General features: G+C 51.1%; 14 protein-coding genes. 3 read left to right on the forward strand and 11 right to left on the reverse strand.

Annotated features, from left to right (window positions below):
* Positions 1 to 14: 14 nt before the first annotated feature.
* Entirely contained in the window at positions 15 to 1,874 is a 1,860-nt protein-coding gene (locus tag NST96_RS26350) for an SH3 domain-containing protein (RefSeq protein ID WP_342405096.1), read from the forward strand.
* A gap of 430 nt (positions 1,875 to 2,304) precedes the next feature.
* Here NST96_RS26350 and recQ read toward each other — a convergent pair whose 3' ends face one another.
* The 4 genes from recQ to NST96_RS26370 form a co-directional block, all read right to left on the reverse strand.
* Positions 2,305 to 4,095, reverse strand: coding sequence for a DNA helicase RecQ (gene recQ / locus NST96_RS26355; RefSeq protein WP_024983003.1), 1,791 nt, complete (start codon positions 4,093 to 4,095; stop codon positions 2,305 to 2,307).
* A gap of 207 nt (positions 4,096 to 4,302) precedes the next feature.
* Entirely contained in the window at positions 4,303 to 4,983 is a 681-nt protein-coding gene (locus NST96_RS26360; protein ID WP_003388655.1) for an MgtC/SapB family protein, read from the reverse strand.
* A 205-nt stretch (positions 4,984 to 5,188) separates the two neighbouring features.
* Positions 5,189 to 6,541 (reverse strand): MATE family efflux transporter, encoded by a 1,353-nt coding sequence (locus NST96_RS26365; protein ID WP_024983004.1) that lies wholly within the window; start codon positions 6,539 to 6,541, stop codon positions 5,189 to 5,191.
* Positions 6,542 to 6,697: 156 nt separating this feature from the next.
* Complete coding sequence (locus tag NST96_RS26370; RefSeq protein WP_243015016.1) at positions 6,698 to 8,389, reverse strand: methyl-accepting chemotaxis protein; 1,692 nt, start codon at positions 8,387 to 8,389, stop codon at positions 6,698 to 6,700.
* Between the two features lie 454 nt (positions 8,390 to 8,843).
* On the opposite strand from NST96_RS26370, the gene NST96_RS26375 reads away from it, so the two are divergent.
* Entirely contained in the window at positions 8,844 to 10,214 is a 1,371-nt protein-coding gene (locus NST96_RS26375; RefSeq protein WP_003388658.1) for a helix-turn-helix transcriptional regulator, read from the forward strand.
* A 201-nt stretch (positions 10,215 to 10,415) separates the two neighbouring features.
* On the opposite strand, the gene NST96_RS26380 is transcribed toward NST96_RS26375, so the two are convergent.
* Complete coding sequence (locus tag NST96_RS26380; protein WP_172920515.1) at positions 10,416 to 11,984, reverse strand: IS1182 family transposase; 1,569 nt, start codon at positions 11,982 to 11,984, stop codon at positions 10,416 to 10,418.
* 129 nt (positions 11,985 to 12,113) lie between these two features.
* The gene (locus tag NST96_RS26385) at positions 12,114 to 13,559 is read right to left on the reverse strand and encodes an IS1182 family transposase (RefSeq protein ID WP_024985259.1); all 1,446 of its coding nucleotides are present in this window, start codon (positions 13,557 to 13,559) and stop codon (positions 12,114 to 12,116) included.
* 352 nt (positions 13,560 to 13,911) lie between these two features.
* Here NST96_RS26385 and NST96_RS26390 point away from each other — a divergent pair, with 352 nt between their 5' ends.
* Entirely contained in the window at positions 13,912 to 14,049 is a 138-nt protein-coding gene (locus tag NST96_RS26390) for an aspartyl-phosphate phosphatase Spo0E family protein (RefSeq protein WP_122958019.1), read from the forward strand.
* 212 nt (positions 14,050 to 14,261) lie between these two features.
* Here the strand turns inward: NST96_RS26390 and NST96_RS26395 are convergent, their stop codons facing one another.
* The 5 genes from NST96_RS26395 to NST96_RS26415 are packed head-to-tail and all read right to left on the reverse strand — an operon-like array spanning position 14,262 to position 19,654.
* A complete protein-coding gene (locus tag NST96_RS26395) occupies positions 14,262 to 15,977 on the reverse strand; it encodes an adenine deaminase C-terminal domain-containing protein (protein WP_003388660.1) in 1,716 nt (571 codons plus the stop codon).
* 25 nt (positions 15,978 to 16,002) lie between these two features.
* Positions 16,003 to 17,064, reverse strand: a complete 1,062-nt coding sequence (locus tag NST96_RS26400) for an ABC transporter ATP-binding protein (protein ID WP_024983008.1) — start codon at positions 17,062 to 17,064, stop codon at positions 16,003 to 16,005.
* A 15-nt stretch (positions 17,065 to 17,079) separates the two neighbouring features.
* The gene (locus NST96_RS26405) at positions 17,080 to 17,868 is read right to left on the reverse strand and encodes an ABC transporter permease (protein WP_003388662.1); all 789 of its coding nucleotides are present in this window, start codon (positions 17,866 to 17,868) and stop codon (positions 17,080 to 17,082) included.
* 5 nt (positions 17,869 to 17,873) lie between these two features.
* Positions 17,874 to 18,695, reverse strand: coding sequence for an ABC transporter permease (locus NST96_RS26410; RefSeq protein ID WP_122958016.1), 822 nt, complete (start codon positions 18,693 to 18,695; stop codon positions 17,874 to 17,876).
* A gap of 26 nt (positions 18,696 to 18,721) precedes the next feature.
* Positions 18,722 to 19,654 carry a nucleoside hydrolase gene (locus NST96_RS26415; RefSeq protein WP_024983009.1) on the reverse strand — a complete coding sequence of 311 codons (933 nt, stop codon included), beginning with the start codon at positions 19,652 to 19,654 and terminating at the stop codon, positions 18,722 to 18,724.
* Positions 19,655 to 19,689: the final 35 nt, after the last annotated feature.

Genomic DNA, 19,689 nt, shown 5'->3' on the forward strand with positions numbered 1-19,689 from the left:
AGGAGTTTGGTGGCATGTTTGTCTCTTCCTATCGAAAGTCGCTCTGGGTCCGCAATGCCCTCCTGGTTCTTTTCATCATCGCCGCGGTCGGGGTCGTCTGGAAAATCGGGTTCAGCCTGTACAAAGTCAGCCTGTATGAAAAGGCGCGGGGCTACTATGAGGAAAACAATCTGCTCCTCGCGGAAGAGACGTTCTCCAAAGCCAATGGCATCACCTCCATCCAGTACGGAGATGAAGCTTGGAGCCGGTCGTTGTCGGGACTGACCACGATCAGGCTGGAGCTGGAATCGCTTGCCCGTCAGGCAGATGCTGCCATAAAGGAACGGGATGACGCGCGGATGCTTGCGATATACGACGGTTACCATGGCATGAAAAGCAAATATGTGAAGCAGCAGGAGCCTCAGACTGTCTCCTTTTTCAAGGCAATATCCAACCGTCTTTCGCTGGAATCGAATATAAACAGCTACTTTTTGCAAGCCATGGAGCTGGCAAAGGGCGCACTGGAGAACAATCTAGTGCAGAAGCGTTACCGCAACGAGGAGTTTATCGCCTCGCTCGCCGCCATCCCCGACGAATACTACGGCGGTACGGACAAAAAAAAGCGGGAGTTGACCCGCTTGTTCCGCTCCTATGATGAAGCGAAGTTTGCTCATTTGACCGCTGCCGGCAGCTTTCCCGAAGTGACGGCAAGCGCGGCGAACAGCTTGCGTGCCTACAAGCAGGCAAGCATCCAGGCAGATTGGCTGGTCGCACTTCTGGAACGGTACGCAAAGGAGGAAATACGCTCGGCCATCCGTCAGGACGATTTGCCTGCCTTCATTGCGCTGGCCAAGGCATATCGAGAGATCCGGGACGTGCTTCCTTCCCGCTCCGAAGCCCTCGACCAGATCGACCGTTACATCAGCAGCAAGCTTCGTCAGGCGGAGCGGTATGTCGACGCTCGTCAATACGAGAAAGCGATCGAGCTGTATCGGGAGCTGAATGCGCTCGAAGACACCTCCACTCTGATCGCTGAGGCGGAAAGCCGCTGGGTGGACAATGAGCCCGTACGGCTCTTGAGGGAAAAATACCCGGACAAGGCCTATCGGTTCGTCATGTCTGGAGAAAGCCTCTGGGGTTCGCAGGTTTACGCAGTCGGACTCACTGAAGACGACGATCCGCAGCTTTACCTCGCGGCCAAAATGCCGGATGGGAATGTGCTGTATCTGGAGAAATCGGTTGGCTCGGGCGTTGCGCCATCCAAGCTGAGCCTGTCCGAAGCGCTTGGCGAAAAGGAAGCCCCGCTTATCTTTTTGGAGGCCCAAGGGAAGGAGCGCACCTACCTTTACACAGGGTTCGCCCCAGACTTGTTCAGCTCGCGACTTGCCAAAGTCTTTGAAATCGAAGGAGAAGGCTTTGCCGCAGAAAGCCCGGAGCTGATCATCGTTGACAACCCGACAGGCGAAGGGGAAGGCGAGATTGCCTTTTTCAAGCTGGAAGAAAAGGGCCTCGTGTACGAAGGCAAGAAGGATGATTACCTGTCGGAGACGGCGGAAGGCGAGGACAATGCATCGGGGGAAACCGGAGACGATGCTCAGGATGAGTCGCGGCAAGATACACCTCAAGATTCCCGGCACGACCCGCAAAATCAGGGCCGGGGAGACAGAACGCCGACGCCCGGCAAAACATCAGACGGCTCTCCGGCCGCCGAAGAAGCCCCGCCCGATATCGCAAATGCCGGAAATGCGATCAAGATGTACGCAGGTCCTGGCGAACAGTATGAGCAGGTCGGCCAGATTCCCGCGAACGGGTCGGTCACGATTCTCACGGAAGCGGATGGCTGGTACCAGGTGTCGTTTGAAGGGAAAAAAGGGTGGATCAACACGGTTCCTTAGGGACGCCTTCTTGCTTGGCATGGAAGAACGCAGAGATTATTCTGCGTTCTTTTTTTGCTCGGTCGCTTGGCTCCGGCCCTATCGGCATATTTCCCCTTATCGCTTGATCTGTCCCTCCATCCTTTAATTTATAGTGGTACCGGCTTCCCTGTTCTTTACAAAGTTTGCGTGCTCTTGCTCTGTCAAATATGGCTTAACTCGCTCTGCGATTAGTACTGGACACCCGGGGTTTTGGAAAAGCCGGAATGCCTGGAGGCGGTACGGTTTGCTCCGGCTCACTGCGCTAAAAAACAAAAAACTACCGTTTGCACGGCAGTTTTTTATCCTGTAATTGAAAGATCAGTATGAAACGATGTTTAACACTGTTTCTTACTGAAGTTTCATAGTCAAAATATCCTTATAGCCGTCAATCCCGCCTGTTGCGAATAAATTATTGCGAACCTACTCCCGCCTTTGCTTGCGCATAATCCTGCAGACAATCCAAAAAAGCCTGGCCGTACTTCTCAAACTTGGCCGCCCCAACCCCTTTCACGGTCAGCATCGTCTCTCTATCAGTCGGACAAAGCTGGCTCAGCTCCTTTAAGGTGCTGTCGTGGAAAATGACATACGGCGGCACGCCTTCCTTCTGCGAGATTTCTTTGCGAAGCTGTCGCAGGCGCTCGAACAGCTCGTCGTCCTCCTCACGCTTGACCGGACGGATGAGCACCTTTTGCCACACCTGCTCTTCCCCTCTGAGCACAGGCAGTGCCCTGTCGCCCAGGGCGAGGGTCGGGTACTTGCTTTCCGTCACGCGCAGGTAGCCCTCGGCGATAAACAGCTCGATCAGGTCGACGATCTGCTTTTCCGTGTAATCGCTCATCAGGCCGTAGGTCGGCAGCTTTTCAAAGCCGAATTGCAGCACCTTTTTGTTGCGGGAGCCCTTCAGTACCTGGGCGACGAGTGAAGCCCCGAAACGCTCGCGCATCCGCTTTACGCAGGAAAAGACCTTCTGGGCCTCCAGCGTGACGTCGGCCAGCTCAGCGTCATTGGTGCAGTTGCCGCATTTGCCGCACTCCGGCGCCGAGTGGTCGCCGAAGTACCTTACGATGTACTGCTGCAGGCAGCGCGGCGTCCGGCAGTAATCGATCATGGCGTACAGCTTTTTGTATTCGTGCTCTTTTCTCTCTTCCCCGAGCGGATTCTGCTCGATGAAGAACATCTGCGTCTGGATATCCTGCGAATGAAAGAGCAGGATGCATTCGCTCGGCTCTCCGTCCCGTCCGGCGCGGCCCGCCTCCTGGTAGTAGGCCTCCAGGTTTTTCGGCATGCTGTAGTGAATGACGTACCGGACATTGGACTTGTCGATGCCCATGCCAAATGCGTTGGTGGCGATCATGACCTTGGCGTCGTCGAAGAGAAACGCGTCCTGATTGCGGGCCCTTTCCGCCTCGGACAGACCGGCGTGGTACCTGGTGACGGAAAAACCCCGCCCATCGAGGAATTCATACAGCGCATCGACGTCTTTGCGCGTAGATGCGTAGACGATCCCGGATTGCTGCCGGTTTGCCTCCAGGTAATCGAGGATAAACCGGCGCCTGTCTTCCCCCTTTCGCACGGAAAGGTGGAGGTTGTCCCGGCCAAACCCGCTGATGTAGACGCGCTCATCCTGCAGCGTGAGCAGTCTTTTGATGTCCTCGGTGACCTCGGGCGTAGCCGTAGCCGTCAGGGCAGCGACTACAGGCCGGACGGGCAGCGCTTGGATGAAGCGGGAAATCGCGAGATAGCTCGGGCGAAAATCATGCCCCCATTGGGAGACGCAATGCGCCTCATCGACCGCTACCATGGAGATCGGCAGCTCGCTTGCAAGGGATAAAAAGCTCTCCGTTTCCAAACGCTCCGGGGCTACGTACAGCAGCCTGTACGTCCCTTCCCGGGCTTTTCTCATCCTGTCCCGCACCTCAGAGGAATCCAGCGTGCTGTTGATCTCCGCAGCCGCGATCCCCATGCTGACCAGCGCGTCCACCTGGTCCTTCATCAAAGAAATCAACGGGGAAATGACAATCGTGACTCCGTCAAACAAAAGGGCCGGCACCTGATAACAGATCGACTTTCCGCCCCCGGTCGGCATGATGCCCAAAGTGTCGTGGCCGGAAAGAAGACTCGCGACAATCGTTTTTTGTCCTTCGCGAAAGGCAGTGTATCCAAAATAGTTTTGCAAGACTTCTTCAGCTTGGTGCAACAAAGAGAATTCACCTTCTCTTCTGAGTTTTTATCCTGTTATTTCTATTAGTGTATAGAAAGTGTTTGAGACAAAACAAGAGAAGGTCGGAACTTCCAGAAAAAAAAGCACCGCATTGGGTGCTTAAAAATGTTCTGTTCGCTCCATCTCGTTTGGGGAGCCGCGCCGTTTTTAAAAGTCCACTTTTTTCTCTACTTCGTGCTTTCCACTTTACTCCCTGCTTTCCACTTCTACCGACACAATATGGTCGACTTCTTTCAGGGAGCGGTAAATATCTGTCGTGTACGTATCATCCTCGGCAGAAATCACCATTTCGAGCTTTTGGTGGCCCTGCTCCACATCCTTGACCTTTACCCGCTTCACACTCATGTTCATACGCTTGATTTGTTTGAAAATCGTATCGAGGTCTCCTTCCCCCTCAACGATGATCTTGACGGCCAGATCCCTTTGCCGCAACGTGCTCGGGCCTACCCATTTCAAGATGAGCGGAAACAGATTAATCGCCAAAATGATCAGGATCGTGGCCGAAACGGCTTCAAAGTAAAAGCCCGAGCCAACTGCGATCCCAAGGGCAGAGGCTGCCCATACCATGGACGCTGTCGTGAGGCCGGAGATCACATCGTTGCTTCTCCGCAGAATCACCCCCGCGCCCAAGAAACCGACCCCGCTGACGATTTGTGCAGCCAAGCGCATCGGGTCCATATTGGTGTGTCCGGGCAAGGAGAATCGGTGAACGGATTCGATCGACACAATCGTGATCAGACAACTGGCTACCGAGATAACCATGCTGGTTTTTACCCCCAGAGGCTTGTGCTTGAGCTGTCTGTCCACACCGATCAGCAGGCCTAAAAACATGGCGATGCCCAGTTTCACCAAAAAATCATAAGCCATCATCATTCTCCTCCTCTCTATGTCAATGTAAGGTTTTCTAACATGAAAAGCCTTGTAGAAAGTATAAACGTTTTTTCGTAAAAATTGGAGAAAAATTTCGGGACATCTTCCTTCCCTATTGTAAACGCGCCCCGGTTTCTTCATACAAAAAGCGGAACGCCTTGTAGAAGGCATCCCGCCGAAGCGAAAATCGGTATGAAGCTCGCTAGGTTCCTCTGATTTTCTGCTTCTGCAATGACAGGAGACGGCCAAACAGGAAGATCGCTCCCGCCGCCAGGCCTGTAATGAGTCCGATCCAGTATCCGAAGGCTCCCAGCGACGTCAGCTGGGCCAGCGCAAACCCGAGCGGCAGACCAATTACCCAATACGATACAAGGGCCACGATAAACGTCACCGTCACATCCTTGTACCCCCTGAGCACTCCCTGAATCGGTGCGGCTACCGCATCGGACAGCAAGAAGAGGATGGAATACATCAGGAAATGCTGGGCCAGCTCCAGAACGCTCGGGTCATTGGTGTAGAACCCTGCCACTTGTTCACTGAAGAAATAGAGGCCTACAGCGAACAGCGAGGCCATTCCCACGGCTGTAGTGATGCCCATGTAGCTGTACTGACGCGCATCCCGAAACCGCTCTGCCCCCACTTCAAAACCGACCACAATCGTCAGTGCCATGGAGATGCTGAGCGGCACCATATAAATGAAGGAGGCAAAGTTCATCGCTGCCTGGTGGGCGGCAATGGTGATCGTGCTGTATTCGCTCATCAAAAGCGTAACGGCGGCGAAAATGCTGACCTCGAAGAAGATAGAAAACCCGATCGGAACGCCGAGCTTGAGAAGCTCCTTCCAGGCAGCCATCGAGACGCGGTAAAACTTGCTGAACATGCCGTATTCCACAAACGGTTCTACCCGGTGCACCACGTACAGACTGATCAAGACGATGATCCAGTAAGTAATGGCCGAGGCCAATCCGGCACCGATACCGCCCAGCCGCGGAAAACCGAAGTAACCGAAAATCATGACGTAGTTGAGCGCGACGTTGATCGGCAGCGACATCAGTGTAATGACCATGGTCACTCTGGTCATGCCCAGTGCATCTATATAGCATCTGAGAACGGTATAGACAAACAAAGGAATAATGCCAAACGAGATTGCCACAAGATAGTAGTAGGCAATATGGCGAACTTCCGTCTCCAGACTCATCCCGTCCAGTATGGGACCGAGCAGCAGCGCGCCGAGTATGACGACCCCAATCGCGATGACAACAGACAAATACAGCGCCTGCATGACGGTAAACGGCACTTGATCCTTTCGCATCGCTCCCGCCATCTGCGCCACCATCGGCGTGACGGCCAGCAAAATTCCTGTCAGACCGGCCTGTACAGGCGTCCACAGGCTGGAGCCGATCGCAACCCCCGCGAGGTCAACCGGGCTTGCCTTTCCGGACATGACCGTATCAAAAAACGTCATGCTGAACAAAGCCAGCTGCGTAACCAGAATCGGCAGCAGCACTACGAAAAGCTGACGGAGTTTTTCCTGAAACGTATTCGTTTGTTGCATGGTTGTCTAACATCCTTGTAGTACAGATTTTTAAAACGTACTGACTGTTATTATAGAGACAGCTGTAAGGAATAGTAAAGAAAAGAAGTGCACGCCAGCTCCCGGCTGATAAAAAAGGTGCACCGCTTGGGGCACCTTTTATCATACATTTATTTTCTATAAAGCAAATTTTTGCATTGTCCTTTTCAGCTCATCGGCCAACTGATGCAAGGACGCCGTGGAAGCGGCAATCTCCTCATTTGTCGCCAATTGCTCCTGAGAGGAGCTGGCTACGCTTTGGGCTTGAGACGACGCTTCGACTGCCAGATTCAGCACTTCTTTTACGGCCTCGTCCACTTGCTCCGAGCTGGCGGAAAGCTGCTCCGCAGAGCTGGATACCTCGTGGATTTCTTCGTACACCTTTTGAATGGAGCGTTGGATGCGCTCAAAGGACTCTCCCGCGACATTGGCGACAAGTGTACCGTCTTCTACGACCCGGGCTACCTTTTGCATCTGCTGGACGGCTTGTTCCGTGCTGGCCTGAATGTTGCTGATCAGCATGGCGATCTGTTCCGCCGACTGCTTGGAGTCCTCGGCCAGCTTGCGTACCTCATCGGCTACAACCGCAAATCCTTTTCCATGCTCGCCTGCGCGGGCCGCCTCAATCGCTGCGTTCAGCGCCAACAGATTGGTCTGCGTCGAGATCGCCGTGATCACCTCGACGATTTGCCCGACTTCCTTGGACTGCTCACCCAGTTCTTTGACGATTTCTGCCGTCTGAGCCACACTCGAATTGATCAGCTTCATCTGGTTGACTACGTTCTCGACGGAGCTGCTGCCTTCGACGGCCTGCTCCGAAGCTTCTTGGGACGAGACCGATACGAAGTTGGACGACTCGGCAATCCGTCTGATCCCCTCCGCCATTTCGGAGATCGATTGGCTGCTCGTCTGCGCCCCGATCGCTTGACGCTCGGCACCGGTCGCCATCTCCTGCATGGCGCTCGCTACCTGGTTGGCCACTTGAGCGGTTTGCTCCGAGCTCATCAGCAAGTCATTGGAGGAGGAAGCGATTTTATCGCTGGAGTCACTGACAACGCTGATGACTTCCCGCAGGCTTTTCGCCATCTTCCCTACGGACTGGCTCAGTTGAGCAACCTCGTCTTTTCCGCTAATAGACAAATCCGGTACGCGAAGGTTGCCGGATGCGATGAGATCGGCTGTCTCCGTTACGACCGATAGAGGTTTTACCTTCCGATACAAATAGAGAATCGTTCCTATCGAGTTGAGTGCCATAATGACCACCAGGGCAATCGTTACCCACATGAACAAATACATTTGATTGGTCATGCTGTCCGCCAGATCCGTGGCCCATGCATCCAGCTCCTGCTGGAATTCCTCCAGCTTCTCGATGACCATTTGCTTCTTTTGTTTGTATTCTTCACCGAACGAAACCTTGAGTGCCAGCTCATACTCTCCGGCTTCTGTCAGCTGGAATATCCTTTTTTCAAGCCCGACCAAAACATCGGAGCTTTGCTTGGCTTGTTCTACCTTGTCCACCAGGTATTCCGGAACGTGCATTTCCGTCATTCGTTCGAGGACTCTTTCCCGAGTCTTGGCCTCGTTAACCTCCCGCCAGTAGTTATCATAATTTTCTTTATCGCGGGATTGGACGTAGTTCCTGAGTTCATTGGTCAAGTATTCGCTGGAGTCGAGCAATTCGTCACCGAGCTGCTTTGCTTCCATTTGCATTTCGACTGCCCGATCCTGTTTTTGAATCGATTCGGCCAGCATATACAGGCTGCCTATGGTCAGAACAGAAAACAACAGGAAAAAAACAATGGCCACCTTTATGGCTTTGGCTATCTTCACAGCGGTTTCACTCTCTCTTTCTGTAGTTGGTTCCGTATAGCTGCACTCCTATCTTTTGCTTCCACCTCTTCTTTCCCACTGATGGTTTACCCGTTTACTTACTCCTATTGGAAGGTAGAGCGAAAACATGACTTTCCCCTCAGCGAAACGATCGTCTTACTCCTGTTAAAAAATAGACCCAATTTATGAGTACGTAGACTTATCGCCTGATGGCAAGCCCTTCAATAATTCCAGAGCTTTTACCCTATTGAATTTTTTTCCATGTAAGTAAAAAGGCTTGCTTCACCAATATATACCAAAGTATCGCTTGCTGCCTAACACTTTTTTTGCAGCTTAAATTTTTACCTTTTTATGGGTAGTGTGTTAATATAAAGGATATTAGAAAATTGAGATTTTCCATACCGGAGCGAGGGGACCTAGTATCTGTCCATTGGGGAGTAGGGGGTATTTTCTCATGAGGCTGCAAGAGACATTGAAACGGTCGTTGCGGTCAGAAATCGAAAAAAACTTAAAGGAAAATGGCTATACACTAAGTAAATTCAGTGAATTGACCGGTATTAACCCTGGAAGTTTGAGCGAAATTTTAAACGGCAATCCGCCGCGTGCTTTAACGATATGCCATCTCGACAAGATGGCTGAAGCTTTTGGTTACCCTCCTGGATGGTTGTACGAATTGTATCCAGAAGAATGTTTGGGCGAAGGGAAAATTTCACGGCCGCGCTTGATTCCGTATCTGGTTCGTTGTGCGGAGATCGGCAGACAAGATTGTATCGATGCTGCCGTTTCCCGGCTGCTGGATAACCCTAAGAACATTTCGATTCTATTTACCGTAGCAGAGCAGCTATTTGAGAGTGGAAAACGGAGAGAATCCGTTCCTTTTTACGAGTTCGTCATCGATAACGAGAAGGACAGCTACTCAAATCAGTTTGTCATCAGCCAATATCGACTGTTCCGAGCGGTGGAAGGAACGAACTCTGAGGAAGATTTTAAAGCTGTCATTCGTTTTGAGCCTTATCGCAAGCGGCTAGCTGAAGATTACCAGTTGGATGCTCTCCTGCATTTAGCAAATGTATGTTACACCCTACGAAGGTGGAAAGATGTTGAGAAGTACGCTGACGAACTAAGGGAGCTGGCAATGATCGTCTATGAGGACGAGCTTCGCCGACGAAAAAACAACAGGCCCAGCGAATTGCCAAAAACGGAACGCCCTTTGATTGTTTACTATGGACAAGGTTTTCTGTTAAAAGCGGTAGCATTAAAAAATATGGGAAGGTACGAGGAATCGAAGCATTATACGAACGGCTATGCCGATTTGAGCTGGTTCGAGCTTCTTGATGAAGAAGCTGAAGCAGAGGTTGAAAAACTGCGATTATGGGCATTGGCTAATTCGTACACCTTGTCCATGAGTACAGGAAGTATAGAAGTGCTGCCCGATTATTTGGATTTCCTGTCTGAACATCCAAGTGAGGTGCTTCCTGGCCTGGTAACGATCATGAAATCTGCGAATGAGTTCGGCTTTCCCGTTGAATCTGTGTTGGAGCGGTTTTCAGAAGACATAAAACGTTTTGAAGAGTACCAAGATGCTGTTGATAAAATTCTCCATCTTCACTTTCTGTACCAATTAGTGGTATACTTGTTTAAAAAAGGCGATTACTCCACAGGCCTGGACGAAACCTTACGTTGCCTTGTTTTGTCCGATGCATCCAAAGACTTCGACTATTTCAAACGATGCATTGGGTTGTTTTGGACACATCTTCAGCACGCATCGGACAAGCAAAAGAAAACATTTCAAACCCTTGTAGACGAAAGGAGCAGGAAGGTATGAAGAGCTTTATTTTATCGGTATGTTTGGTATTGGGGTTAGGGATCGGCATCAATGGAGTATCTGGAGAAGTCACCATAAAAAAACCTCCAACAGTAATCCAATACGATCATGGGGTAGGAAAATAAAAGAGGGTGTCTCAAAAGTAAACTCTGGAACACCCCCATCAGCAAAAATTAGATGAGTTTGTAAGAAACCAAGGAGCTAAGCGGCCTGTTCTCGCTTAGCTCCTTGGTTTTTAGCGTCTACCGCTGCTTTCTTGAGCAGATTGTGGGCAAGGGAAAGCCACCCGACCTCCAGACTTACTTTTGGTAAGCCTCGAAGCAGGAACCTTTTAAAGCCTCGGTTGTTCTTCATATCGCCAAATACGGGCTCCGGCTCGATCATGCGTCTCACGGCCAGGGCATAGCCTTCTTCGCTGCGGAGTTTTTGCCTTGCTTGGTTCTTTAACCGCAAATACTTCATGCTGACTTTGATCTCACGATCTCCTTGGGCTTTCGTACACTGCGGCTTTAGCTGGCACCCCTCACAACCGGCACTTCGGTAATGTCGGTATTCGATTTCATACCCACTTTCCGTTTTCTCCCTACTCATCCGGCGGAAATGGAGCGTTTGACCCGCCGCACATGTCCACGTATCCTGTTCGCTGTTGTAGGTCCAGTTGTCCATCTTGCTGATGTCCTTTTGCCATGCCTTACTTTTTTCGTGGTGGTACGTGCTGTATTTGACGATGGCTTCGACTTCATTCTGCTCCAAGTAGTCATAATTCTCCTCACCGCCATAGCCCGCATCAGCAATGACGGTGTTTGGCAGCTTGCCGAACTGTGATTTTATTTTCTCCAGATGAGGGATGAGGCAGCGTGTATCAGTTGGCCGCTGGTGGACACTGTAGCCGAGAATGAATTGATTTTCGGTACCGATCTGAACGTTGTAACCCGGCTTGAGCTGGCCATTTCCCATGTGGTCCTCTTTCATCCTCATAAACGTAGCATCATGGTCCGTTTTGCTGTAGCTGTTTCGCTTGCCTAAAATCGATTCATGCGCCTCATACTTATGGAGGCGAGGAAGCAGATCCTTGCGGATTGTGCGAACTGCCTTCTTTAGTGGCTTGTCTTTCGGCGTCTGCTGCAGACGTTCTTCCAATTGTTTCACAGCATACTCTAGCTTTTCGCTGGTGATGGTAGAAGACTCGCCTAATTCACGAAGATCCTTGCCCTCGTGTGTTCTTTCATCATGCTTCTCGGCTTCCTCAATAGCGGCGAACAAGGTTTGGACTTTCTCCTGAAGCTTGGCTTTCTGCTTCACGACAGCCTTTCCCCAAACAAACGTATACCGATTGGCATTGGCTTCGATCTTGGTGCCGTCCACAAAGTAGTGCTCCAGCTGCACGTAGTTCTCCTCAACCAGAAATTGAAGCACCGCGGTAAAGACGGTCTCCAGAACGGTTTTCATGCGCTCTGAGCGAAAACGGTTGATGGTACGAAAGTCTGGGCGCTGCCTGCCTGCGATCCACATAAACATGATGTTTTCACGGACGGCCTTGGCAATTTGGCGAGAGGAATAGATACGCTGCGTGTAGGCGTAAATGATAATTTTGGTGAGCATCTTGGGGTGATAGCTGTCTCGTCCGCCACCGGGGTAAGCCGCATCGAAGATGGCGTCGTCGAGACGATTGACGGCGGCATTGACCACACGAACGAGGTGATTTTCGGGAATGTCTTCTTCTAAATCCATTGGTAAGCAGAGTTGATTCATGGTATATTGAATGTACAAAGAAACCGACTCCTTTTTGTAAATGGTGGGTGGTACTTCCATTTTAACAAAGAGCGGTTTCTTTTTGTTTACCTGAATGAAAAGAGGGCCGTCCCTCAGTCATTTATGATGACTTTTGGGACAGCCTCTTCAGGTTGCAGACAAACTCCCTCGCTGAACGAACAGCAGAGGGAGTTTGTTTAATAATTTGATGAAAATACCGAAGGTGTTTTGATCGTTCACCTTTTGGCGACCTGATTTCCATAGCCAGGTCGCCATTTTTTTCAAGTTCATGGCAGCGAAAACAAGCATCGCCTGCATCGTGACCTTCTCCAGTCCTCGTAAGGTCGTCCAACGCATGCCATGCTTTTCCTTCATATCAGCGAATACACGTTCAATCGTTTCTTTCCGTTTGCTATAGATTTGTTTGTTTTCCTCGGTATGCCGGAGGTGGTCTACCTCTTCGAGGTAATCAGCCCAGATGTGGCGACTCACTCTCTTTGTGTAGTCTTTACTTTCCGTGCATTGTTTCAAGAACGGACAACTTCGGCAAACTTGAGAATTTGATCGATAGATACGGTACCCATCCTTGTTTGTTGTCTCATATGTTAAGATTTGCTCGTTCGGGCAGATGTAGCAGTCGAAATATTCATCATACACATATTCGTGCTTTTTAAAAAAACCTTCTTTGGTGCGTGGTCTTGTGTAGGGCATAACGGGGCGAATCTGGTCATCAAGGAGTGTTTTACTGATGTAAGGCGTCTTGTATCCCGAGTCCACTGCCACAGCTTGAGGCTGTGCAAACGTCTTTCGCACTTGATTCAAAACATCCTCAAAAACCTGACTGTCATGCACATTGCCTGGCGTTACCTTGGCACCAAGCACAAATCCATTTCGATCACATGCTGTATGAAAACTATAAGCAAATACACGTTCCTTTTCCCCTTTTACAAACAATCCGCAATCCGGGTCAGTTGTGCTGACTTTCACCTCCTTCTTCGAAGTTTCTGTCTTTTTTTCAAGGGGCTTCTTTCCATGTGCAATACGATCCTGATTGATTTCTTCGTCCAGCAGCTCTTGATATTTCTTCGCTTGTTCTTCAACGATTTCTTTCACGTATTTATGCTTATTCGCACTGGCTTTTACATGCGTAGCATCAATGAAAAGCACATCAGGCTTCACGAATCCATGATGAACCGCCTCCTCCAATATTCGAAGGAAGATCGACTCGAAGAGTTGAGTATCCCGAAAACGGCGAACATAGTTCTTGCCTAGGGTCGTGAAATGGGGAATGGGCTGACTGAAATCATAGCCAATAAACCACCGATAGGCAACATTGGTTTCGATCTCTTTAATCGTTTGTCGCATGGAACGAATTCCAAAAATATATTGGATGAAAGCAATTTTAACTAAGACTACAGGGTCAACACTGGGTCTGCCATTGTCATGACAGTAAAGGCTTTCCACCAAGTCATAGATGAACGAAAAGTCGATTGCATTTTCAATTTTTCTTACGAGATGATCTTCTGGCACCAACTCATCTAGCGAGAATGCAGATATCTGATAACGCCCTTCGGCCTCTTGCTTATTAAGCATAATGCCACCTCTAAAAAATAACTTTTGAAAACGTAACATGTTCTATATTCAACAAAAAAGCCTGCAGACCCTGTTCCTTACGGAACTTTGTCTACAGGCTGAAGCATCCAAATCGGATGCTTTTTTCTTTTATACAATTTTTGTCAGTCCCTCATTTTTCGCATAACAGATTATATTTAAAATAATTGTTCTTACAAAAAAAGGGGGTATTGGTATAGCTGTAGCTGCAAGCAAGAGAGCGTACACAAGCAGTACATTTGAACCCCATTCAGATAAGTATATATTCAGGGTGATCGAGCCAAAAGAGAAGGGGTTCCAGGAAGAAGATAAAGAGTTAATAGAGGTCACAGAAATGCTGCGAAGGCAATTGGTCGAACTGGCTTGCGAAAAGGGATTTTCACATAGGGAAGTAATAGAGCTGAGCCAGCGCCTGGACAAGTATATTGTCCAGTTGCAAAGCAGAATGAATGTGAAGAAATCGATAAACTGAGATCGAGCAGCAGTATACACCTTCCTGTCGGAACCGGGCGCAATCTGAGCGCTGCCGGTTCTTTTTTTGTCCAAATCAAGGAACTGGAACGAGCTGGCCAGTTGTTTTATATAAAGAAGGAAAGCTGGTCATGAAAAAACGGCCCTGTCTTCTATACAGCGGCCGTTTTTTGTTATACCGTTTATATTCGTTCTCGTTCCGTATTGACAATCTTACTGGACCAGCAGCGGAACAACCTTGCCCTGGTTTACATCGATCAATCCGAGGTCCGTAAGCTTGAGGGCCGGACTGACCGGCAAGGAATGCGTGCTGATGGACATGATCGGGTTGTAGTGTCGATAGCCGAGCGACAGCATCGCTTTGCGCAGCTCCTCCACTTCTTTGGCCGTCTTCTCCAGCGGTTCCTCGGTCAAAATCCCGCCTACAGGCAAATGCAGATTGGCCAGCACCTCTCCGTTGTCGACCACACAGAAGCCGCCCTGGTTGCGGATGACTTGATTGGCTGCCATCACCATGTCTTGCGGATTGTGCCCAACTACGAGCAAATTGTGATTGTCGTGGGAGTAGGTAGTGGCCACAGCTCCCCGCTTGATGGTGTCGCCGCCGATCAGGCCGTAGCCCCGGTTGCCGTTCCTGCCGTAGCGCTCGAATACGGCGATCAGACCGTAGCCGCTCTCCTGCCAGCAGAGCTCTCCCCCGCGGATGTCGACCGGGGCGTGATGCTCCTCGGTGAAGGTGGAGCCGTCTTTTACCAGCATGACCCGGGCGGTGTATCGTCCATCGGCCGCATCCGCATCCATGCGCACCTTGAAGTCTTCCTCGGTGAGTGGCGAAAGCTGCACACTTTGATAAAAATGGGCCGGGAACTGATTGGGCACTACCTGCTGGCGATATGCTTCATTTTTGTCGTATACCTTTTTCCCATTCTTGTAGACCTCATCAATCGCCAGCTCGCGCAGATCGGACAGCAGCATGAAATCGGCTACCTTGTTTGGCGCAATGGCTCCGCGGTCGAGCAGCTTCATCCTTCTCGCCGGGGTAAACGTGGCGGCATAGATCGCCTTCTCCGGCTCCATCCCCATCTGGATCGCCTTTTTGACGATGTGGTTAAGATGTCCGCGATGGTAGAGCGAATCAGTCATCACATCGTCCGTGACGAAGCAAAACAGCTCGGATACGTCGTTTGTGACGAGGTAGCTCATTACTTCCTCCGTCATCGACTTTTCCTGAATCTCGATGAACATGCCCGCTGCCATTCTGGCCTCCATCCCCTCCAATGTCTGGTGGGTGTGATCGGAATCCACACCGGCGAAAATGACGCGGTGCAGGTCGAGATCGAGCAGCTTCGGACAGTGGCCTTCGATGACGAGATCCGGGTAATGGCTGCGGATATGCTCCAGGATGCGATTGGTCTTGCAATCCGGATCGGTGATCACGTCGACGTAGTTCATGATTTCGCCGAGGCAAATAATCCGCTCGGAACGAAGCAGCTCGTCGATGTCCTCGATCTCCACAGCCCCTCCGGTCGTCTCCATCGATGTCGCCGGCACCGAGCTGGGAATCGCGTAAAACATATCGACGATACAGTTCTGACTTGCCCGGATCATCTCCCGGATGCCAGAGATGCCAAACACATTGGCCATCTCATGCGGCTCGGGAACGATCGTCGTCACTCCGTTTTGAATCAGTCCAAACGAAAAGGTCTCCGGCGTCACCATCGTGCTCTCAATATGCAGATGGATATCGACCAAGCCGGGAATCATGTAGCGCCCTTTTGCGTCGATCACTTCCCTGGCTTCAAAGCTTTCCGCGCCGCGCTGCCCGATATAGAGAAACCGTCCGTCCAGAACGGCGACATTGCCTTTCGTGAACCGTTTGAAATAACTGTTGTATACGTTTGCCTGCAAGATGAGCAGATCAACCTGCATGGATACCCCTCCTGTCTGCTGACGATTAGTCGACCAAAACCAGCTTTTCTTTGGGAAACATCAGATAGACCGGCTGGCCTGCTTTATAAGGGGAATCCATTTCCTGATTGACCGTAAAATCGCCCAGGTCGGTCTCCACGACATACTGATAGCTTCTGCCCAAAAACGTGCTTACTTTCACCTTGCCCTTCAACACATTTCGTACCGAATCGGCCGGTTCTTCCGCGCTGACCACCAGGTCGTCCGGACGGATCGCCCCTTTTTTCCCGGAATGGTTGGCTGTACCCGGATTTTTGGCAGCCCGGAACGTATGGCTGCCTGCAGTCAAATGGATCTCCCCGTCCTGCTCCGTTCTTTCGCCAAAGTCGATGAAGTTGTTGAAGCCGATGAACCGGGCGACGAACTCCGTCCGCGGATACTTGAAAATAGTCGCCGGATCGTCAAGCTGTTCGATAATCCCCTTGTTCATGATCGCCACCTGGTCGGAGATGGAGAAGCACTCCTCCTGGTCATGGGACACATAAACCGTCGTAATGCCCAGCTCCTGCTGGATGCGGCGGATTTCCACCCGCATGTTTACCCGCAGATTGGCGTCCAGATTGCTCAGCGGCTCGTCAAACAGGAGCAGATCGGGCTGTATGACCAGTGCGCGGGCAATCGCCACACGCTGCCTTTGCCCCCCGGAAAGCTCCTTGGGGAAGCGCTTTTCAAAACCGTTCAGGCTGACAACATCGAGAATGTGGCGGACGCGCTGGTCGATTTCGGCTTGATTGACCTTTCGCAGCCGAAGTCCAAACGCGACATTGTCAAACACGGACAGGTGCGGAAACAGCGCGTAGCTCTGGAAGACAAAGCCGAAGTTGCGCTTGTTTACCGGCACACGGGTATAATCCTTGCCGTCGAACAGGAATCGTCCCGCTTTGGCCTCCAGGAACCCGGCGATCAGCCGCAGTGTCGTCGTTTTCCCGCAGCCGCTCGGACCAAGGAGTGAAATGAGCTGGCCCTTTTCGATATTCAAACTGAAATTGTCCAGGATGTTCTGATTTTCATAGGCGACCGATACGTTTTCCAGCGTGAGCAATGCCATGAATTGATGCCTCCATTATCGTTTGGTAAAGTAGGACAAACCCATGAGACGTTCAATGATGAACATGAAGATAGCCGTAATGATCATGAGCAATACCGAGATGGCGGCGATCGTCGGATCGAAGTAGTTCTCCACGTACGTCAGCATCTGGATCGGCAGTGTGCTGACCCCTGGCCCCGTCATGAACACGGAAATGTCGACATTGTTGAACGATTCGAGAAAAGCGATCAGGACCGCCGCGATAATCCCCGACCGAATGTTGGGGAGTACGACTTTGAAGAAGGTTTCCAGCCGTCCGGCCCCAAGACTGAGCGAGGCCTCTTCGATGGCAAAATCAAAGTTGGACAGGCTGGATGCGATAACCCGGATGATAAACGGGAGCATCAATACGGTGTGCCCGACCAAAAGGCCCGCGTAAATCGGCAGTTGGTACGTGATGATGACGTATTTGAGCATGGCAAATCCCATGACGATTCCCGGAATCAGAACGGGAGAGATGAAGACGCCGTTTAGAAGCGACTTCCCCTTGAACTGAAAGCGGCTCAGCGCATAAGCGGCCGGGATGCCCAAAGCCAGAGCCAGCAAATTTCCCGCCAGCGACACAATCATGGAGGTTTTAAATGTCTCCATGAACATTTCTACCTCAAAAATGTTTTCATACCATCTCAGCGAGAAACCCTGAGGCGGAAATTTCAACACCGTGCCGGGCTCGAATGAGGTAACCGAAATAATCAGCAACGGCCCGAGCAAAAAGAGAAAGATTAAAAACGTAAACAGGGCGAGCCCTCGATTTTTCTCCCGCATGCCTCTTACCCCTTCGGATTTAGTTTCGTAGCCAGTTTGTTCATCAGCCCGATCACGATAAAGGTGATTGCAATCATGATCGTGGCGATCACGGAGGCCATATGCCAGTCATTCAAGGTAATCGCGTTTTGATAAAGGAACGTCGAGATCACCCGCTGCTTCCCTCCGAGAAGCGCCGGTGTCGTGTAGGCGGTCAGGCTGCCCACAAAGACCAGAATGCTGCCGATGATCAAGCCCGGCACACTCAAAGGAACGATCACCTGGCGAAACGCCGTAAACTTGGATGCACCCAGGCTTTCTGCCGCTTTCAGCAGGTCTGGATCGATATTTTCCATGACCCCTACCAGTGTGATGATGATCAGCGGGAGAAACAGGTGAATCAGGCCGATCATCATGGCGCTCGGCGTATAGAGGATTTCCAGCGGCTTTTCGATCAGCCCCAGCGAAAGCAGCGAGCTGTTCAACAGCCCCTTTTTCCCAAGGATGATCATCCAACTGAACGAACGGACGACAGAGCTGGTCAGCAGCGGGAAGATCGCCAGCGCGAGCAGAACTCCCTTTTTCCGCGGTCCGAGCTTGGAGATATAGTAGGCTGCCGGGAAGCCCAGCAGAATGCATGCAATCGTCGTTACCACGCTTACCTGCAAGGTTGTCCACAAGATCTTCAGGAAGTACGGGTCGGCGAGAAAGTGCAGATAGCCCTCAAGCGTAAAGCTTCCTTCCTGGAAAAACGTAGACAGTACCGTCATTGCAATGGGAATGACCATAAACAGCGTTAAAAACAGCAGTCCAGGCAGCAGCAACAAATACAAACCCAGTTTTTTCATCACATGTACTCCTGTTCCTGATTTCGCTACGACTGCAGCGTGCGGATAAATAGGTCGAGAAACGCTTTGGAATCTACCTCAAGGCAAACGTCCATGTTCGGCGCTTTGGACAAGCGGTTTTGGAAATCGCATACTGTCTGGCCGTCGCACAGCTCGCTCCGGGTCTCCACGTCCACAAAAAGCTTCCGGGTCCCTACCAGGTCTTTTTGCAGCGCGACCCCGACTGCGAGCGGGTCGTGCAGGGCACATGCACGTACGCCATTCCTCTCAAAGTAGCGCTGCATGTAATCAGCCGTGCTTGTCTTCACGTATTGGCCGACAGGAGTGTCTCCAAGCTGGCGGATATGCTCCTCCGTCAACAACGCTTTGCGCGTCACGTCCAGACCGACGAGTGTGAGCCTTTGGAATCCGGCGTGAAAGACGATCTTGGCCGCTTCGGGGTCGACGTAGATGTTGTACTCCGCCGTCGGGGTAACGTTTCCGAAATCCTTGACCACGCCGCCCATCACAATCACTTCTTTTACATGGCGGACGATCTCCGGACATTTCCGCACCGCCAATGCGAGATTGGTCAGCGGCGCCGTCATGATCAAGGTGATTTCTCCGTCATGGCGCAGCACGTTCTCGATCAGGAAGTCAGGGGCAAAGCCGACTGCTGCTTGTGTCTTCACGGAAACGTCCTGCAGCGCTCCGCCAAGCCCGTCCTCTCCATGGACCCGGTGTTCAAAAAAGGTCGGTCTGAGTACAGGACGGTCTGCTCCACGGATCACCGGAATTTCCTTCTCCACGCCCAAAAACTCCAGTACCTTCAAGGTGTTCTCCGTCGCTTTTGCCAGCGACACATTTCCGTTCACCGTCGTGATCCCGAGAATATCGAAGCGTTTGCTTTTGACTGCCAGCATGATGCCCAGGGCATCGTCAATTCCGGTATCGACATCGAGGATGACTTTTTCTTTCACGGCAGGGTCCTCCTTTGGCATGTACAATTGCCAGC

This window comes from Brevibacillus sp. FSL K6-2834 (genome assembly GCF_038592925.1).
Lineage (GTDB): Bacteria > Bacillota > Bacilli > Brevibacillales > Brevibacillaceae > Brevibacillus > Brevibacillus borstelensis.

Bases quoted from the DNA above. Each gene is read 5' to 3' on its own strand.
- NST96_RS26350 (WP_342405096.1), top strand. From the start codon at position 15: ATGTTTGTCTCTTCCTATCGAAAGTCGCTCTGGGTCCGCAATGCCCTC.
- NST96_RS26395 (WP_003388660.1), bottom strand. From the start codon at position 15,977: ATGCAGGTTGATCTGCTCATCTTGCAGGCAAACGTATACAACAGTTAT.
- NST96_RS26375 (WP_003388658.1), top strand. From the start codon at position 8,844: ATGAGGCTGCAAGAGACATTGAAACGGTCGTTGCGGTCAGAAATCGAA.
- NST96_RS26405 (WP_003388662.1), bottom strand. From the start codon at position 17,868: ATGCGGGAGAAAAATCGAGGGCTCGCCCTGTTTACGTTTTTAATCTTT.
- NST96_RS26390 (WP_122958019.1), top strand. From the start codon at position 13,912: ATGCTGCGAAGGCAATTGGTCGAACTGGCTTGCGAAAAGGGATTTTCA.
- NST96_RS26360 (WP_003388655.1), bottom strand. From the start codon at position 4,983: ATGGCTTATGATTTTTTGGTGAAACTGGGCATCGCCATGTTTTTAGGC.
- NST96_RS26410 (WP_122958016.1), bottom strand. From the start codon at position 18,695: ATGAAAAAACTGGGTTTGTATTTGTTGCTGCTGCCTGGACTGCTGTTT.
- NST96_RS26400 (WP_024983008.1), bottom strand. From the start codon at position 17,064: ATGGCATTGCTCACGCTGGAAAACGTATCGGTCGCCTATGAAAATCAG.
- NST96_RS26365 (WP_024983004.1), bottom strand. From the start codon at position 6,541: ATGCAACAAACGAATACGTTTCAGGAAAAACTCCGTCAGCTTTTCGTA.
- NST96_RS26385 (WP_024985259.1), bottom strand. From the start codon at position 13,559: ATGCTTAATAAGCAAGAGGCCGAAGGGCGTTATCAGATATCTGCATTC.